The organism is Pseudomonas sp. NPDC088429, from assembly GCF_044753305.1.
Taxonomy (GTDB): domain Bacteria; phylum Pseudomonadota; class Gammaproteobacteria; order Pseudomonadales; family Pseudomonadaceae; genus Aquipseudomonas; species Aquipseudomonas rustica.
Genome location: NZ_JBIVMX010000021.1, coordinates 38,769 through 55,311 on the forward strand (window position 1 = coordinate 38,769; position 16,543 = coordinate 55,311).

The window sequence follows — 16,543 nt, forward strand, 5'->3', positions numbered from 1 at the left end:
ATCAAAGCTCCTCGTACAGGCGTCCGGGATTGAAGATGCCCTTTGGATCGAGTTGTTTCTTCAGGTTCCTGTGGAGGCGCGACAGGGCATTTGGTAACGGCTGAAATGGGCTCTCAGCCAAACCATGGCTGTAGCAGGTGACATGCCCGCCAACTTCATCAATCACCTGGCGAATGAATGGATCTGGAGCATCGGATTTTAGCCAACGCTGGCTTCCGCCCCAATCGATCAGTTGCCTGCCGGGAAGTGATACCTTTGGTACGTTGTTAGGCAAAGATAGGCGCCAAAGCGGTTCATCCTGGCCGAAGAATTCCAGACGATGTTCGTTAAGGTCAGTCCAGTAGGAAGCGTCCAGCCGTTCGCCACCGAGGCGATCTTGGGCCGCCGCTACCGAACCCTCACCGCCTTCCAAGCGCAAATGAAGACGCTCACCGTCATGGCATGCAGCACTGATCGGCAACGGTTGCTGACCCCATTCCGCCAGGCGAAGCAAGGCGCGGTCGATGTCCATCTCCAGGCTGATGCTCAGGGATCTGCGGGGTTTTGGCAGCACTTTGAGCGAGACTTCGGTAATCAGCCCTAGGCAGCCGTAACTGCCGGCCATCAGGCGCGACAGGTCGTAGCCAGCAACGTTCTTCATCACCTCGCCACCGAAGCGCAGGTGCTTGCCATAGCCGGTGATTAACCGGGTTCCCAAGACGAAGTCACGTACTGATCCTGACCATGGGCGACGAGGCCCCGAAAGGCCAGCGGCAATCATCCCGCCGACAGTGGCGTCGTCTCCGAAGCCGGGCGGCTCACAGGGCAGCATCTGTTGTGAGGCGTCAAGCACTTGCGCCAGATCGGCCAACGGTGTGCCACAACGCACTGTGACCACCAGTTCGGTCGGATCGTAGCTGACGATGCCACGGTGCGATCGCGTATCGATCAATTCTCCTACTGTCGTGCGCCCAAGAAACGCTTTGCTATTTGAGCCCTGGATACGCAACGGCGTAGCGTTTTGCAGCGCCCGATTGACCTGCTCCAGTAGGGCGTCACTATTATCAGTATCGTGTGCACTGCGCATCAGAAACGCTCCAGTTCAGGGAAAGGCATCTGACCCATATGGACGTGCATAGCACCAAATTCGGCGCACCGGTGCAGCGTTGGAATGTTCTTGCCGGGATTGAGCAGACCACCAGGGTCGAACGCCGCCTTGACCGCATGGAACAGAGTCAGTTCGTCGCTGTTGAACTGCGCGCACATCTGGTTGATCTTCTCGCGGCCGACACCATGTTCCCCGGTGATGCTGCCTCCGACCTTTACGCATAACTCAAGAATTTTTCCGCCCAATGCTTCGGCGCGATCCAGTTCGCCGGGTTGATTGGCATCAAATAGAATCAGCGGATGCATATTGCCGTCACCCGCATGGAACACGTTGGCCACGCGCAGATCGTACTCGATCGACAGTTGCGCGATGGCCTGCAGCACGCCGGGTAGTTCGCGCCGCGGAATGGTGCCATCCATGCAGTAATAATCCGGGGACAAGCGACCTACCGCGGGGAAGGCGTTCTTACGCCCCGCCCAGAAACGCACGCGTTCGGCCTCATCCTTGGCTAGACGCACTTCGGTGGCACCGGCCAGTAAAAGCACCTGGCGTACACGGTCACAGTCGTCATGGACATCTGCTTCAACGCCGTCAAGCTCGCACAGCAGTATCGCTTCGGCCTCCACCGGGTAGCCGGCGTGAATGAAGTCTTCGGCTGCGCGAATGGCCAGGTTGTCCATCATCTCCAGGCCACCGGGGATGATGCCGGCGGCTATGATGTCGCCGACCGCGCGGCCGGCCTTTTCCACGGAGTCGAACGCTGCTAGCAGAACTTTGGCGGTCTGTGGTTTGGGCAACAACTTGACGGTCACTTCAGTTATCACCCCGAGCATGCCTTCCGAGCCGGTGAAAAGGGCTAGCAGATCAAGGCCGGGCGAATCGAGTGCGTTGGAGCCTAGCGTTAGGGATTCGCCGTCTACGGTAAGGATGTCGACCTTGAGGACGTTATGCACGGTCAGGCCGTACTTCAGGCAATGCACGCCTCCGGCGTTTTCGGCGACGTTGCCGCCGATGGAGCAGGCGATTTGCGAGGAGGGATCTGGCGCGTAGTAAAGGCCATGCGGCGCAGCAGCCTGGGATATCGCTAGATTGCGCACACCTGGCTGAACTCGTGCGGTACGAGCGGCGGGATCTATGTGCACAATTTGGTTGAAGCGTGCCATTACCAGCAACACACCTTTTTCCAAGGGCAAGGCTCCGCCTGATAAACCGGTTCCTGCGCCGCGGACGACTACTGGTACTTGCCTGTCGTGGCACACCCGCAGCACGCCTTGAACCTGGGCTAGTTCCCGTGGCAAAACTACCAGCATTGGTGTGGTGCGGTAGGCGGAGAGACCGTCGCATTCGTATGGCTTGAGCTCTTCCTGCTGATGCAGGATTTCCAGCTCGGGCATTTGCGTTTGCAGAGCTACCAATAGTGCATTTTTGTCGACGTCAGGTAGGACGCCGTCAAAGCGTTCATCGTAAAGAATATTCATAATCGGGTGACGACCCTCGTTTGTTTTTATTAGAGGTCTTTTTCCGGATACTGCTGGCTTGCATCATTGGCCTGAGGCGTTTTACTGTCTATGCGTTGTTTTACTGGTCGAACCAGTTTTTGAAATTAGATAATTCATTTTTTTTATAAAAATGAATTAAAAACATATAGATACGATGTTTTTTTTATCTATCTAGTTGTAATTTTTAGCTGGTAGTACCAGTTGGAGGCGCCGATGGGTAGCACAGATGTAACCCGAAACCCTCAGGTCGCTGACGTAGTTTGCGAACGGATAGAGCGTCTGATCGTGGACGGTGTATTCAAGACAGGGCAGTTGCTACCATCGGAGCGCCGCTTGGTAGAAAAACTCGGCGTTTCTCGAACTGCGCTTCGGGAGGGGTTAAAGCTGTTGCGTGCTCGCGGAATTATCGACACAGAGCATGGCAAAGGATCATTTGTGGCTGACCTTTCGAGCCATAGTGGTGGGTCTCCGTTGATGCATCTTTTTAGCTCACAACCACGGACGCTTTACGACTTGTTCGAGGTTCGTAGTCTGCTGGAAGGAGAGTCCGCACGGTTGGCTGCGTTGCGCGGAACTGAGGCCGATTTTGTACTTATTACCCGCAGCTATGAGGCGTTAGTTGATGCCCACACCCGTAGTCTGGATGCCAGAGAACATGCCAAGCTTGATCATGCATTTCATTTGGCAATTTGCGAGGCCTCTCATAACCCTGTGCTGGTGCAGACGTTGCGTTCGCTAACAGATTTGCTGCTCACCACGGTGTTTGCATCGGTGAACAATCTCTACCACCGAGAGCCGCAGAAGCGTCAAATCGACCGTCAGCATGCAAAGCTGTACAACGCAGTGACAGGTCGCATGCCAGATCAGGCGCGCAAAGCCGCCATCAAGCATATCCAGAGTATCTGTGAGAATCTCAAGGAGATTGAAGTCGAGGAGCAGCGCCTGGTACGTGCGACGTTGCGTCTTGAGGGGTGGGCGTGACATGGCTTGGTGGAGTCTACTTCGAATCGGATTAGAGTAGTGCTCAGTCGTACTGGTACGGGGGGGCGGTTTCGGTTCTTTAACTGTCGGGCTCTTACCGAAATAAAGATCATCACCTGCAGTACCTCGCCATCTCAGTGTGCGGTGTGTGCCCGAAGGTAACGCCTGTTCGAGCGCACTCCCATATCTTGCTTCTGCTCTACACATTTCCAATCTGCTGACTTTCAGTGCAACCGACTGAAAATACGAGACGCGATGCGCGCCAATGAGGAGCAGGCTATCGACATGATGCCTGCAGTTTCTCTATCCAATTCGCGCTGTTTTTTTTGCGTTGTACCCACTGGTTGCGGGCTGATGCCAGCCATGCCACAGCCGAACCCGTCAGGCATTTCGTCCTGGAGACGATATTTCCTGATGCCGGCGATTGAGTTAAGTGAGTGCATAAAAACCTCGAATGCGGGAGAATATGAAAAGGATTACAGAGATTGAAATGCAAAACCTTTGCCAAGACTTCACTTGACGATTTTCCAGCCCTGGCATCGACAGATCCCATCTCGTTCAATCGATAGATTAGAGAGGCTGTCCTTCGTCTGGTGCTCTCCCTCCGCATGAGCCCAATCCCAGGGCCCAGTGATTCAGGTTTTCAAATGTTATCTAGCGTCACCATCGACCAGTCCGCCTCAGAAAAAACTGCTCAATTTTCGACCCGTCTCGCATTTTTCATTTCCGGATTCTGCATGGCGTCTTGGGCGCCTCTAGTCCCATTGGTCAAAGACCGCGCTGGCATCGATGAGGGTGTCTTAGGACTTCTTTTGTTGTGTCTTGGGGTCGGGTCAATCACTGCAATGCCAATCTCTGGCTATCTGGTGGGACGCTATGGGTGCCGGCGTGTCATCGTGGTTGCGGCGTTACTCATGTGCCTCTCACTCCCGCTGCTGGCATGTCTTTCTAGCATTCCAACATTGGTCATCGCGATCATAGCTTTTGGTATTGGCATGGGAGCGATTGACTGTGCAATGAACATACAAGCAGTAATCGTAAATGACGCGAGCCAACGCCCAATAATGTCAAGCTTTCATGGGCTTTTTAGCCTGGGGGGGATTCTCGGTGCAGTGGGGATGACTGCGATGCTTGGGGTGGGGCTTTCCCCTGTGGGTGCTTCGTTGTGCGTGGTTGGGATTACCCTAGTTTCGCTCATCAAGGCATCTCCAAATTTATTGCCATTTGGAGGAGGGGGCGGAGCGCCCGTTTTCGTGCTCCCCAAGGGGAAGGTGCTCATTCTGGGCGTGATGTGTTTCATCGTTTTTATGGCAGAAGGGGCCATGCTTGATTGGAGCGGTGTGTTCCTTGTCTCGCTTCGCGGTATGGAGGCGGCGTATGGCGGGCTAGGATATGCAGCCTTTGCAGCCACCATGACCATTGCGAGGCTGACGGGTGATTCCGTGATCAGCCGCTTTGGAGCAATACGAGTATTAGCCGTAGGAAGCGTATTTGCTTCAGTTGGAATTGCGTTTTCGCTCTGTAGTTCTAGTTGGCTGTTGGCGCTGCTGGGTTATGCGATGGTGGGGGCGGGGTGCGCAAATATCGTTCCTGTCTTGTTTACGGCAGTGGCACGTCAAACCGATATGCCACAAGCCTCCGCTGTTCCTGCAATGACTACATTGGGCTATGCAGGCGTGTTGATCGGGCCGGCGTTTATTGGGTTTGTTGCCCATGCCAGTAGTCTTATCGTTGCCCTGGCATTTGTTGCAGTAGCTCTTCTTATCGTAGCCGCCTTATCGAGATCAATTCGCGTCTAGCTCAGCAGTTTTGAATGCTTGTCTGTCAGCCTTGTAAAGGTTTACAGTTGGTCTCCTAGCTGTCCTTGCAGCGCTCAACGTTTGGCCTGCGATGTAGTAGGCCTTGTGGGGCCATTGGCCTAACGCAATAGGAGCAAATCAATGTCGATACCTGGACAAGATACGGTTGAATATGGGGATATCCTGGTTCTAGGCCCGGACGAGGGTAAGGATTACTGGCAGCCTGTTCCAGCTAATGGATCCATCTCTGTAAGAATTGATCCTGAGATTCTGAAAATTCAAAGTCCTTTCAGTCTTGGTACGCAGACGCTTCCTCCGGCAAGCTACGTTCGTGAGCACTACCATCCTATCCATGATGAGGTTTTGCATTTCATTCGCGGGAAGGGCAAAGCTAGGATTGATGGTGTAGAGCATATTGTAGAGCCCGGTGTGACCATTTTCGTTGGTCGAAACCGTCGCCACATGTTTATCAATGACAGCGACAGCGAGCTGCACTGGCTATGGTTTATTCAGCCGAATGGACTGGAAATTTTCTTCAGGGACATCGGAATCGAAAAATACCCAGGGCAAACAGCGCCCGAGCCATTCCCTAGGCCGAAAAATGTTCTCGATATTGAGAAAAGCACGTCGTTCGGGCCTCCGCTTAAAGACCCCTACATACCGACGTTCGAACCTAAGAAATAGATTGTCATTGTGAGGCTCGTCGCGGTGAGCCTCTCACTCGCAATGCATTCCTGCATTTTTCTATCCGTTCGGAAATTCTGGCGAGGGCATCCGGGTAGCGAATTGCGCCTCGCGAATAGCTATGTAAGCCGCCATTGCGGCAAGTGCGAGAGCCAAGACGACTCCTAGCAGTATCGCCCCCGTGACATCGTAGTAATCAACTGCTAGCCCTCCTGTGAACGCTCCTACCGCAATAGAAACCTGACCAATGGATACGGAAATGGCGGCGATATTTTCCTTCTGATTGGGCGCTGCATTGAATACATAGAGTTGGGTAGTGATTGGCAGGGCTCCGAAAAACATACCCCAGCCAACGATACCAAGCAGGCTAATACCGTTCGAATTGCTGAACATTAGCGACGCCAACGAGAGAGTCATGCCAGTGGCTGCTATCGCGATCGCCTTAGTCAGATTTTTACCCGCGTACCATCCCCCGAGCCAATTGCCTGCAAACCCGGCGATTCCGTACGCTAGTAAGAAGGCGCTCAGCAGCGATCCAGTTATTGCGGCTGATTCTTCAAGGAAGGGGGCAACAAACGTGTATGCGGAGAAGTGGGCGACAAGCATCAACACGATATAGACAAGCCCGATTCGTAGCTTTGGTAAGCGAATCAGGCTCGAAATACCATTGACGGCAAGTCGAGGGAGGGGAGGAAGAGATGGAAGCGTGCGTACCAGGCCAACTAGCGCGAAAAAACCGAAAAGCCCCCATAGGCTAAATGTCGCGCGCCACCCTAACCAATCGCCCAGCAGTGTGCTTGCTGGAACACCGGCGACGGTACCCATCGAAATTCCAGAATAGATGATAGAGGTTGCACGCAAAGTTTGCTGCGATGGACGTAAGCGAGACCCTACTGACGTAGCGATCGTCCAAAAACCTCCGAGACTTACGCCCAGTAATGCTCGCGCGAGAAGGACAGGGAATATGCTGGTCGATATCGCCACGACGAAATTGGACAGCGATAGTGCTAAAAGCAGCCCGCACAGAATGAAGCGGCGATTGACCTTTCCAAATAGTGAAATGCTAATGGGTGCTGCAATAGCGGCCATAACACTTGGAAAGGTGATCAGTAAGCCTGCCTCGCCTTCGGTAATTTTCAGATCGTTTGCTATCTGCGGAAGCAAGCCTATGGGGGCGCATTCTGAGCTTACAAGCACGAATGCACCAAGCGATACTGCAACGACGGATGCCCAAGACCCCTCTGAAGGTACGGATTTTGGGGCGTTGAGCGAAGAAGATTGCATCTTGGTACTATTTGGTAAACGTTTACATTGACTATGATATAGCAGAGAAAGGGTCGTCGATGGTTAGCGCTGTGTTTTTATTCAAATTCCCGGAAACGCTGGGCATCGATGGAAATCACTTAGGTGCTTTCGAATGAGACAGGTAAAAATTTCTGCACCAAAATGATTCTCTTCATGTGAGAGCTTAGGAAACACAGGTGTTACCAAAGCAGACATGATGTATCGGATTACCCCTAATGTTTTCGGGCGTACATTAGGGCAGCAAAGGTCTAAAAGGCCCAGTCTCGACCTCTCCAGCAACGTTGTGAAATATTGGCACGAACGCTGCTTTGTAATCCTTTACAGAGGCCTGAATTTCAGCGCGTGGCCAGGGGAGATTCGAGGTTGCCGACGCGATAGCGTAGGTAGCGTGCTGAGAGGATGGCTTTTTTTTGCAGTTGCTTTGTAATCCTTTACATTGTAATTGCTCCATTGATCGTTCTCGGTAACGAGAGCCCCAACACAGCCGCAAGCCAATGCGCGGATGTGTGCCCAAAGAGAGGCCAATGATGGACGTCGAAAAAAGAAGCATTGAGTTTGTACCCCTGTCAGAGCGCTACGGTCATCCGCGGCGACTCTTCACCATCTGGTTCAGTGCCAACATGCAGGTGACAACGCTTGTTGTAGGTACCTTGGGTATCGTCGCTGGTTTGAGTCTGGCTTGGACGTGTATCGCGCTAATTTTGGGCTGTGTCATCGGAACGGTTTTCATGGCTGCCCACTCGACCCAAGGGCCACACTTGGGCATTCCTCAAATGATTCAAAGTCGTGCGCAATTCGGCGTCTTCGGGGCCGGATTTCCACTTTTGATTAACTACGTCGCCTTCATTTTGTTTACGGCCGCGAACGGCGTGGTGATGAGAGATGCGATCAAATCCTTTATAGATGTAGGGGATAACACCGCCATCATCCTGTTTGGGCTAGTGTCTTTTATCATTGGATTTATAGGCTACGAGTTAATTCATCGTCTTGGCGCGATCATGTCGGCGCTTTCCGGAATGATTTTTCTGGTGGTCGCAGTGCTCGCACTCCAGAATCCATTGCCTGTAGGTGCGATGGATCTTAACCAAGGTTTTGCACTGGCTGCATTTGCACTGACTGTGACTCAAGCCGCATCTTGGACGCTCGGTTTCGGCCCATATGTTGCTGATTACTCTCGATACCTACCTGCGAATATCTCAAGCAAGCAAACTTTCTGGTTTAGCTATTTAGGTAACCTATTAGGTGCTGGCTTGGTGATGTTGTTGGGTGCTGTCTTGGCCACGATGTTCACTGATGTTACCTCCAATCCTGGTAATGCAATCGCCAGCTTTTTTGGCCCTTGGAGCAAGGTAGCGATGGTGATCGTCGTGTTGGGTGTTCTGGAGATCAACTCACTTAATCTCTATAGTGCCTACATGTCTGCGATGACCATTTTTTCAGGTATGCGAGGAATGACGCGGATCAGCCGCAAGGTTAAATTCATCGCAATGGGTCTATCTGCTCTTGCCGCGACTCTCATCGCGATTGCTACTCAGTATGATTTCAACGCTTATTTCGCGGATATTTTGATCGCCCAGGTTTACTTCCTAGTACCTTGGAGCGCTGTCAATCTTGCGGATTATTACCTAGTAAAGAAGGGAAAATATGTCGTCGAGGACATGTATTGCGCCGACGGTATCTATGGCAAATACAATGTGTCCACCATGGTGATTTACCTGATTGGTGTGGCGTCGACAGTGCCCTTCATGGACATGTCGTTCTACCATAGCTATTTCGCCAAGATGATCGGGGCGGACGTTTCCTGGGTGCCAGCTCTGATTGTTCCAGCGGTGCTTTACGTTGGTTACGCTCGTTACAAAGCCAATCGTCCGTCTGCAGCATTTCGCCAACCGGCATAACGCCTTCCGATGAATCGTCACTAACAGGTGTCGCGAAGCAGAATGTTTTTTGGTATCGTCTGGCTTTCTATGTAATCGTTTACGGGCTTGCCAGAGATATCAGCTTCTATGCGTCACCGGCAGCGCTGAAACGTTGAGTTGATGAGTCGATCTGAGCATTGATGAGAGTTCCCAGCTCAAGTATTCAGGCATTTCGAGATTAATTTGAGGAACATGTGATGAAATTGAAAGACAAGGTAGCCCTGATTACTGGCGCAGGTGCTGGCATCGGTGAAGCAACTGCTCGACTGTTTGCGAGTGAGGGCGCACAGGTAGTGGTCGCGGATCGCAACATTGAGCTCGCGCTTGCGGTGGCAGAGTCAATCGGCCCACAAGCCTTTGCTGTGCAGGCTGATGTGGCGATTGCTGCGGAAGTGAAAGTGATGGTTGAAAAATGCGTATCGCATTTTGGCGGGCTGGATATTCTGGTTAACAACGCAGGTTTTGGAACGCTGGGAACAGTCGTTACCTTGGAGGAGGACACTTGGGATCAAGTTATCGACGTTAACCTCAAGGGTGTGTTCTTGTGTTCTAAATTCGCCATTCCAGAGATCGTACGTCGCGGTGGTGGGGCAGTAGTTAACCTGGCATCCACCATTTCGGTAGTCGGTATCAAAGATCGCGCTGCATATGTGGCCGCGAAGGGTGGTGTTGCGGCGCTAACGCGAGCCATGGCACTTGACCATGCGTTGGAAGGTGTACGTGTGAACAGCGTGGCGCCTGGTGTTATCGCTTCAAGCTACTACGATAAAATCTTTGAAAGCGTCCCAGATCCAGTTGAGTTCAAGAAAGGTCTCGAAGCGCGTTCCCCCCTCAACAAGATGGGTGAGCCGATCGATATCGCGAATATGATCCTGTTCCTTTCGTCTGATGACTCAAGCTTCGCGACAGGCGCGATGTTCACCGTTGACGGTGGTTACACAGCCTGGTGATTTTCTGCGAGCCACTACAGCGGTGGCTCGCTTCTCCAAACAATGCCTGTGACCAGGGTATTTTCAATTTCAGACTAGGTTCTGCTTGCGATTTTTGATGTAATCGATTACGTCTAGCCTAGTGTTCAACCCCTCTAGTAAAAACAATTCTCAGGGGAGAAAGCTGTGCCTGCTATTTTCGAAAGTCCTACCCCAGCTCTCATCGAGCGCCTCTTGATACCACCCTTTTTGACCAATGGTTAGATCTCTTGGAACAGAACGTGCTGTGTTATCGCATTTCTCGCTGAGCGCACCGCTCAAAGCCGAGATTGATGCCATTTTTCGCACCTGAATGACTTTCACAGTCACTGGTTAGGCAATGCTCTTTCTAGGCATTGCCGCGTATGGATACCTAAGAGGTAACGATGCTGAATTCCAAGCTTTTAGGGCGGGCAAGGGTAGCCACGTCTTTAATGTTCTTTGTCAACGGCATGGTGCTGGCGATATGGGCGACAAACATTCCAGGGATGAAACAGGCGTTAGCCCTCACAGATTCGGAGCTAGGTTTTGCTTTGAGCGCATTTGCAGCAGGCACCATGCTGACGATGTACTTAGCTGGGGTTCTAGTGACGCGCTTGGGTAGTCGCAAAACCCTTCTAATGGGCGGTCTTCTAGTGGCGTTGTCGCTCCCGCTTTGTGCTTTGGCAGAGTCGGCAATCGCTCTGGCAGCAACAATCTTTTTACTAGGCGTAACCAATAGCATTCTTGATGTTTCGATGAACACGCATGGGGCGGTGATCGAGGCGCAGAAAGGGCGCCCATTGATGTCTTCCTTTCATGCCGTATTCAGTATTGGTGGCTTGGCTGGAGCATCCACAGTCGCAACGTTATTGTCGGATAAGCTCGGTGTGATTCAGTGCCTTTCCATCGCCGGAGCGTTGATGGCAGTAGCGACATTGGTTGTTGCACGATCGCTTGGAAATCTCCAGCCAGAGGTGACGGTTGGTGAGAGGGGGGCGGTGCAAAAGAGCTTTGCCTGGCCAAACCGGCTGTTGCTATGCATTGCTGGTTTGACGTTTCTGGCATTGTTCATCGAGCGCACGGTAATTGATTGGAGTTCGCTCTACCTGACCGATGTGAGCCATAGCAGCACAAATATCGCTGCTTTCGCCTTTGGCGCTTTCAGTCTGGCAATGGCCATTGGGCGTCTGTCGGGTGATTTCATGATCCGCCGATTTGGCATTAATTGGGTGCTTACAGCGTCTGGTGCGGTAGGAGCTTTGGGTTTGGTGCTTGCCATGCTCATACCTCAACCCGGGACTTCAATCGTCGGCTTTATCCTGGTGGGGATTGGACTGTCGAATATGACTCCCCTGCTTTATAGCCAGGCGAGCCGCGCATATCCTGGAGCACCAGGGTTGGGTTTAGCCATGAACGGCACTTTGGGGTACGCTGGTTTCCTGCTGGCCCCACCCGTAATTGGCTTTATGTCGGACTCGGTGGGCCTAAAAATGGCTATGATAGTTCCTATGATTGCGTTCATGATGCTGATGAGCAGTCATCTGCGAAAGACCAGAATTGATCGTCGCGGCGCGCAGGCTCGGTTGCTGCGTTCGGATTGATTTCATTCGGTAGGTCGGCTTCATGCCTCGTTAGTCGAAGGCATCATTTCCGATTTTTAGGGGATGGTTTTGGATTATCTCGCGGCGCTAACGGCCTTTGTTGAAGCAGCCAATGGCAACAATTTTTCTCGAGCTGCGGAGCGGCTCGGGATAAAGGCATCCACGGTCTCGCGCTATATCAAGGATCTTGAGCAGGATCTCGGCATCGCCTTGTTCAATCGATCTACTCGCACTCTTCATTTGACCGAGGGTGGTCAGACGTTCCTTCATCACGCACGACGGGTGCTTACAGAGCTGGATAATGCCAAGGCGGCAACTTCAGCTCTTAATCAGCACCCTAGGGGCGTACTTAAGCTCAACGTGCCGCCTGCATTTGCCAGGCACCATTTGCTTCCAGTCCTTGGCATTTTTCTTAAAAAATTTCCTGAGATCAAAGTTGATCTGACGCTGGAAGACGCGCACGTGAATTTGATCAATGCGGGTGTCGATCTTGCTATCAGAATTGGCGTTCTTCCTGACTCTAATCTCAAGGCGCGGAGGATCGCGGAGGAGCAGATGGTGTTGTGCGTGAGCCCTTCATTTTCTGAGAGCCATGAGTCTCCTGTTACTCCAAATCATCTAGATGCGTATCCGCTGATTTGCGCAACGGCATCTTCTTTCGATGTTGTATTCGTTCGTGCGGATGAAAGGGTCGAAGTGATGCTAACGACAGAGTTGCGAATTAATGACCTGGACGCGCAGTTGATAGCTACGAAGAATGGGTTGGGGATGGCATTACTGCCTAGCTGGCTGGCGGCGGAGAGTCTGAAAGAGGGAAAATTAGTCCGATGGGTGCCCGAATGGAGCTGCCAGCTCGCTCCGACTCCTGCTTCACTGTGGTTTATTTATCCACCTAAGCGAATAGTTTCTTCGAAAGTCCGTTGTTTCATCGATTTTATCGTCGAGCTGATTGGTGATCCGCCCTATTGGCAACAATCGGCCCCAGCTTAGCAAGGCAAGCCGGGGCTTTTTGTTAGCTGAAACGGATGTCTAGGGAGCGCAAATGAGTCTGCAGCCCGGCGTCCTGAATTGGGATCAGATAAGCCTCAGTATCGGACTCATTGAAGTGAGCGTGCCAGTATCCGGGCGGTGTAACAAACGCCAGGCCAGGCGCCCAGTCAACTCGCGTTGGATTGCGGATTTGACCATTGCTGTCCAGGTCAGTCCCTACCAAGGTGTAGCAACCCTCTTGGCAGTCAATGATGAAATCCAAAGCTATGGACTGGTGTCGATGAGGTTTCTGAATAGAGCCCGCCGGCAGTATTCCGTACATAGCCCACAGTACATGGGTCACAGTTCGGGTCTGGGGGAAATTGCGATTACCCAGCAAAATACTGATGCGGCTTCGATCCTGAGCGCGGGGATCATCGGCTGCTTCACGCAGTTTTGCGTTTGCCACTTCCGCGGGATAAAGCGTCGCATTGAAGCGGTCTTCATTAACCTTTACACCCAAATAGCGAAGCAGCGGCTCATCATGCACGTAGTAAAAGCGAGCGTTCGACGATGCCTCGAGCTCGGTGGGGTGCATTCCGGGTAACGCTATAAAGCATCCTTTTGTCCAGTCGAAGTTTTGATCTCCATAACTCAGACTTCCGTTGCCATCTATCACGTACAACACTTGTGACGTCGCATTGGGAGCGAGGGTCAACGTATCGTTGGCGTTGAGCCTGATGAAGTTAGCGCACAGGCCAGGGCCAGTGGCGGGGCCTTCGCACCCCAAAGATTCACTGAGGTCGAGAGGTAGCAGTCGCGACGGGCCAGAGTCGTATAACGATGATGGAAAGCAGTGGTAAGGAATTCGACTGATCAGATTTGCACTGATTGGGTTTGCCGCCTTGCTGTACTCAAAATATTCGGCTTCAAGTTCGTGAGCAGCTAGCTCGACGCTTTGGGCGGGTTTAAATGCAGTGTTCATTTCGCTTCACTCGTAATTAGAAAGTCATCATTACGCCGGTGTTCCAGCGCATCACGGTGAGATCACTATACGAACGTCGCTAGGAGCCATTAAGAGCCGTAGCGGAACAGGTGTTGTGCCAAAATGGTGATTGCCATTGCGCCTAGCCTGTCCTTTCGAAGAGGAAAATGGTGTTAGGGTCAGCAAGAATAGGCATGGCGCAGTTGCTTCTTGTTAATCACCAACTTCAATTCGGCATTTACTTGGTGGTGATCAAGTCAAAGAGTTGCCACGCAAATCGACCGTCGTGATTCGGTTCGATGAGCATTGGGTAGCAGGAGGTCAAGGCGGGACGAGAGATGCCCGACCTGAAGGTCAGTACATGAGCAAAAGGTCTACGAAACAGCCGGGTGTGCGGGTACTCGAGTATTTTGGGACGTGGCTTGGGAAAGCCAGTTTTCTATCTCGGTGACCATGTATTTGATCACCTGCCGATGGGAAGAGTCGTTGGGGATATCGTGGTATCCGCCTGGTATTTCAATAGTAGTCGCCTTAGGCATCGTTTTGGCCCACGCTCGGGCTAATGCCGGCGGAGCAATTACATCGTGCTGACCATTGATTAGTAGAACTGGAACCCTTAACTGAGCCAAACCTGATTTCAGAGGTTTGGTCTTCGAGGAAATAGCCTCCCACATCGAGGGTTCTGCCGGGCCAGTGTCAAACTTGTACGGGTCATGTTGGAGCGCATCTAAGTAACCCGGATCTTGCGACATGATCAGTTCGATCTTATCGTCGATAACAGGTGGGCCTTCGAACGGAGTTCCTGTCAACACAATGCCGATGGGCTCGGGCTTCAGCTCAAGTGCAATACTTGCCGCGGTGATGCCGCCCAAGGAGTGTCCACAAATTACTAGCGGTAATCTTAGGTGCAAATGTCGAACAAGCCTTGCGAGGCTATTTGCATTTGCGGACAACTGATCAATGGAGTCGAAGCGACCAGATGCGCCACCTGTTAACCCATGTCCTACATGATCAAGTGCCCAGACATTAAAGCCTGAGTGTACCAGTGCTGCGGCGAATCGGTGATAGTGACCGCTGTGTTCGCCAAAGCCATGCAACAACAAAATAGCAGCGCGTGGTGTCTCACAGTCCCAATGTCGATAGTAAAAGCTACCGTCTGCATCGTGGTGAAATGGCATATTTTCAGACCTTCTTGTTCTGCGCTTGGCCCAAGTCATCAAAGCAGTTTGGCCATGTCAGCCACTCAACTGGAACGAGAGGGCTAGGGCGTGAGATTGGTTACAGATCGATGTAAACGATTTCAATGTTTTTAGCAGCTTGTTAAACAGCCCGTCAAGCGCCGATTTGCACAATCATTTTTGACGCAAAGAAGGATTAAATGGGCCGAGGGGGACAGATGACCTATCGGCTAGGCCATCGAATCCGCCGGCCAGGTTTGGCCGGCAGCGGAAAGAAGTTTTGGACTGATAAATTCTACTAGATTGAGTGGCTAGACTGACGGATCATCAGTTGTGTCCCGAGCAGTAACGGTTTGATTTCAGTGCCGTTTTTTAGATTCGCGATCAGTGCTTCTGCACTACGCAGCCCCATCTCCCCTGCGGGTATTGCTAGAGTCGTGAGCGGTGGCTCCAAATACTCGGCGAACTCTAGATTGTCATAGCCCACGACCGACATTTCCCGAGGCACATCTATACCCAGTTTTTTACAGGCTGATAGCACCCCAAAAGCGATGACGTCACTGTTGCAAATGATGGCAGTGACCTCCGGGCATTCCAGGCGGATTCGGCGAAGCGTCTTCTCTCCGAACTCGATGGTGTACCCGCCGGCACTTTCATAGGTGAAGTGAGTGCACTTGGATTTGTGTTCCTTGAGTGCATCCAAAAATGCGCTATGACGTGCTTGCTGGCGATCATTGCCTTGCATGGGGCCCGTTAGCATTGCCATATTTCGGTGCCCAAGTCCCAGCAAGTACTCGGTCAACTGCTTTGTTGCCTGATAATTGTCAAAACCAATGAATGGGAAAGACCTGTCCTCAAAATAGGAATATGTGCATACCACAGGCATGCGGTATTCCTTGAGGTAACGAGTCAGGTCAGGATCAGCAACATCGCCAACAATTAGCAGCGCCTCAGCTCCACGTTCCACTAGAAGCCTTACGCTCTCGTAAATCGAGTTTGAATCAAACCCGCAGCTCAGCACGTACACGACATACCCATACTCGGCGAGTTTGTCCTGGAAGCTTTTGACCATCGTTGCGTAGATCGAGTGATCGAGTGTAGGGATGATTGCCCCAATGACATTCGTCTTTTGTAGTCTCAGAGCCTTGGCGGCAGAGTTGGGTGTGTAACCCATTTTACTCGCTGTCTGTAGGACTTTTTCCCGAACATCGTCTCGAACATGATGGGGGAGGTTGAAGCTACGGGACACGGTAGCCACCGAAACACCTGCAGCTTTTGCCACATCAGTGACGTTCACACGTCCTGATGGTTTTCGCTTAATACTCACACATATTCCTCATGATGGCGCATGCAGCTGAAGACGCGGAGATTAGGACGGTAGTGATATCGTTTACCGCTCAACACTGCTATCCGCTCCTTGGAGCTTTTCCAAGGCTATATGATCCGATTTTGCGACATCCAGCCTTTTCACGCATCAAAAAAATGCGAACGATTACATTCGGCCCTCACTCTCAATTGCTAGGTGCTGTTTTACGCTCGGAGCATGGCTCCGTCATCGAGCAAATCGAAAAAGCGGGAGATTGTTG

General features: G+C 52.0%; 13 protein-coding genes. 7 read left to right on the plus strand and 6 right to left on the minus strand.

Annotated elements, in window-relative coordinates; genetic code table 11:
* Position 1 precedes the first annotated feature (1 nt).
* Together glcE and glcD are read right to left on the minus strand one after the other, a co-directional pair.
* Entirely contained in the window at positions 2 to 1,066 is a 1,065-nt protein-coding gene (gene glcE / locus ACIP66_RS13385; RefSeq protein ID WP_400648653.1) for a glycolate oxidase subunit GlcE, read from the minus strand.
* Entirely contained in the window at positions 1,066 to 2,565 is a 1,500-nt protein-coding gene (gene glcD, locus ACIP66_RS13390) for a glycolate oxidase subunit GlcD (protein ID WP_394507274.1), read from the minus strand. Before glcD ends, glcE begins: the two co-directional genes overlap by 1 nt.
* A 234-nt stretch (positions 2,566 to 2,799) precedes the next feature.
* Between glcD and glcC the strand changes: the two genes are divergently transcribed.
* The 3 genes from glcC (at position 2,800) to ACIP66_RS13405 (ending at position 6,050) form a co-directional block, all read left to right on the plus strand.
* Entirely contained in the window at positions 2,800 to 3,567 is a 768-nt protein-coding gene (gene glcC, locus ACIP66_RS13395; RefSeq protein WP_394507273.1) for a transcriptional regulator GlcC, read from the plus strand.
* Between the two features lie 647 nt (positions 3,568 to 4,214).
* Positions 4,215 to 5,366, plus strand: a complete 1,152-nt coding sequence (locus ACIP66_RS13400; protein ID WP_400648656.1) for an MFS transporter — start codon at positions 4,215 to 4,217, stop codon at positions 5,364 to 5,366.
* A gap of 141 nt (positions 5,367 to 5,507) precedes the next feature.
* Positions 5,508 to 6,050: a cupin domain-containing protein gene (locus tag ACIP66_RS13405; protein ID WP_400648657.1), complete on the plus strand. Its 543-nt coding sequence runs from the start codon at positions 5,508 to 5,510 to the stop codon at positions 6,048 to 6,050.
* A 60-nt stretch (positions 6,051 to 6,110) separates the two neighbouring features.
* Here ACIP66_RS13405 and ACIP66_RS13410 read toward each other — a convergent pair whose 3' ends face one another.
* Positions 6,111 to 7,334, minus strand: a complete 1,224-nt coding sequence (locus ACIP66_RS13410) for an MFS transporter (protein ID WP_400648659.1) — start codon at positions 7,332 to 7,334, stop codon at positions 6,111 to 6,113.
* Between the two features lie 545 nt (positions 7,335 to 7,879).
* Between ACIP66_RS13410 and ACIP66_RS13415 the strand changes: the two genes are divergently transcribed.
* From ACIP66_RS13415 to ACIP66_RS13430, 4 genes are all read left to right on the plus strand, one after another.
* Positions 7,880 to 9,253, plus strand: coding sequence for a purine-cytosine permease family protein (locus ACIP66_RS13415; protein ID WP_400648661.1), 1,374 nt, complete (start codon positions 7,880 to 7,882; stop codon positions 9,251 to 9,253).
* Positions 9,254 to 9,471: 218 nt separating this feature from the next.
* A complete protein-coding gene (locus ACIP66_RS13420; protein ID WP_400648662.1) occupies positions 9,472 to 10,224 on the plus strand; it encodes an SDR family oxidoreductase in 753 nt (250 codons plus the stop codon).
* A gap of 404 nt (positions 10,225 to 10,628) precedes the next feature.
* Positions 10,629 to 11,825: an MFS transporter gene (locus tag ACIP66_RS13425; RefSeq protein WP_400648663.1), complete on the plus strand. Its 1,197-nt coding sequence runs from the start codon at positions 10,629 to 10,631 to the stop codon at positions 11,823 to 11,825.
* Positions 11,826 to 11,894: 69 nt separating this feature from the next.
* Positions 11,895 to 12,815, plus strand: a complete 921-nt coding sequence (locus tag ACIP66_RS13430; RefSeq protein ID WP_400648665.1) for a LysR family transcriptional regulator — start codon at positions 11,895 to 11,897, stop codon at positions 12,813 to 12,815.
* 22 nt (positions 12,816 to 12,837) lie between these two features.
* Here ACIP66_RS13430 and ACIP66_RS13435 read toward each other — a convergent pair whose 3' ends face one another.
* The 3 genes from ACIP66_RS13435 to ACIP66_RS13445 form a co-directional block, all read right to left on the minus strand.
* Positions 12,838 to 13,779: an AraC family ligand binding domain-containing protein gene (locus tag ACIP66_RS13435; RefSeq protein WP_400648666.1), complete on the minus strand. Its 942-nt coding sequence runs from the start codon at positions 13,777 to 13,779 to the stop codon at positions 12,838 to 12,840.
* A 374-nt stretch (positions 13,780 to 14,153) separates the two neighbouring features.
* Positions 14,154 to 14,957: an alpha/beta hydrolase gene (locus ACIP66_RS13440; protein WP_400648668.1), complete on the minus strand. Its 804-nt coding sequence runs from the start codon at positions 14,955 to 14,957 to the stop codon at positions 14,154 to 14,156.
* 298 nt (positions 14,958 to 15,255) lie between these two features.
* Positions 15,256 to 16,284, minus strand: a complete 1,029-nt coding sequence (locus tag ACIP66_RS13445; protein WP_103395218.1) for a LacI family DNA-binding transcriptional regulator — start codon at positions 16,282 to 16,284, stop codon at positions 15,256 to 15,258.
* Positions 16,285 to 16,543 lie beyond the last annotated feature (259 nt).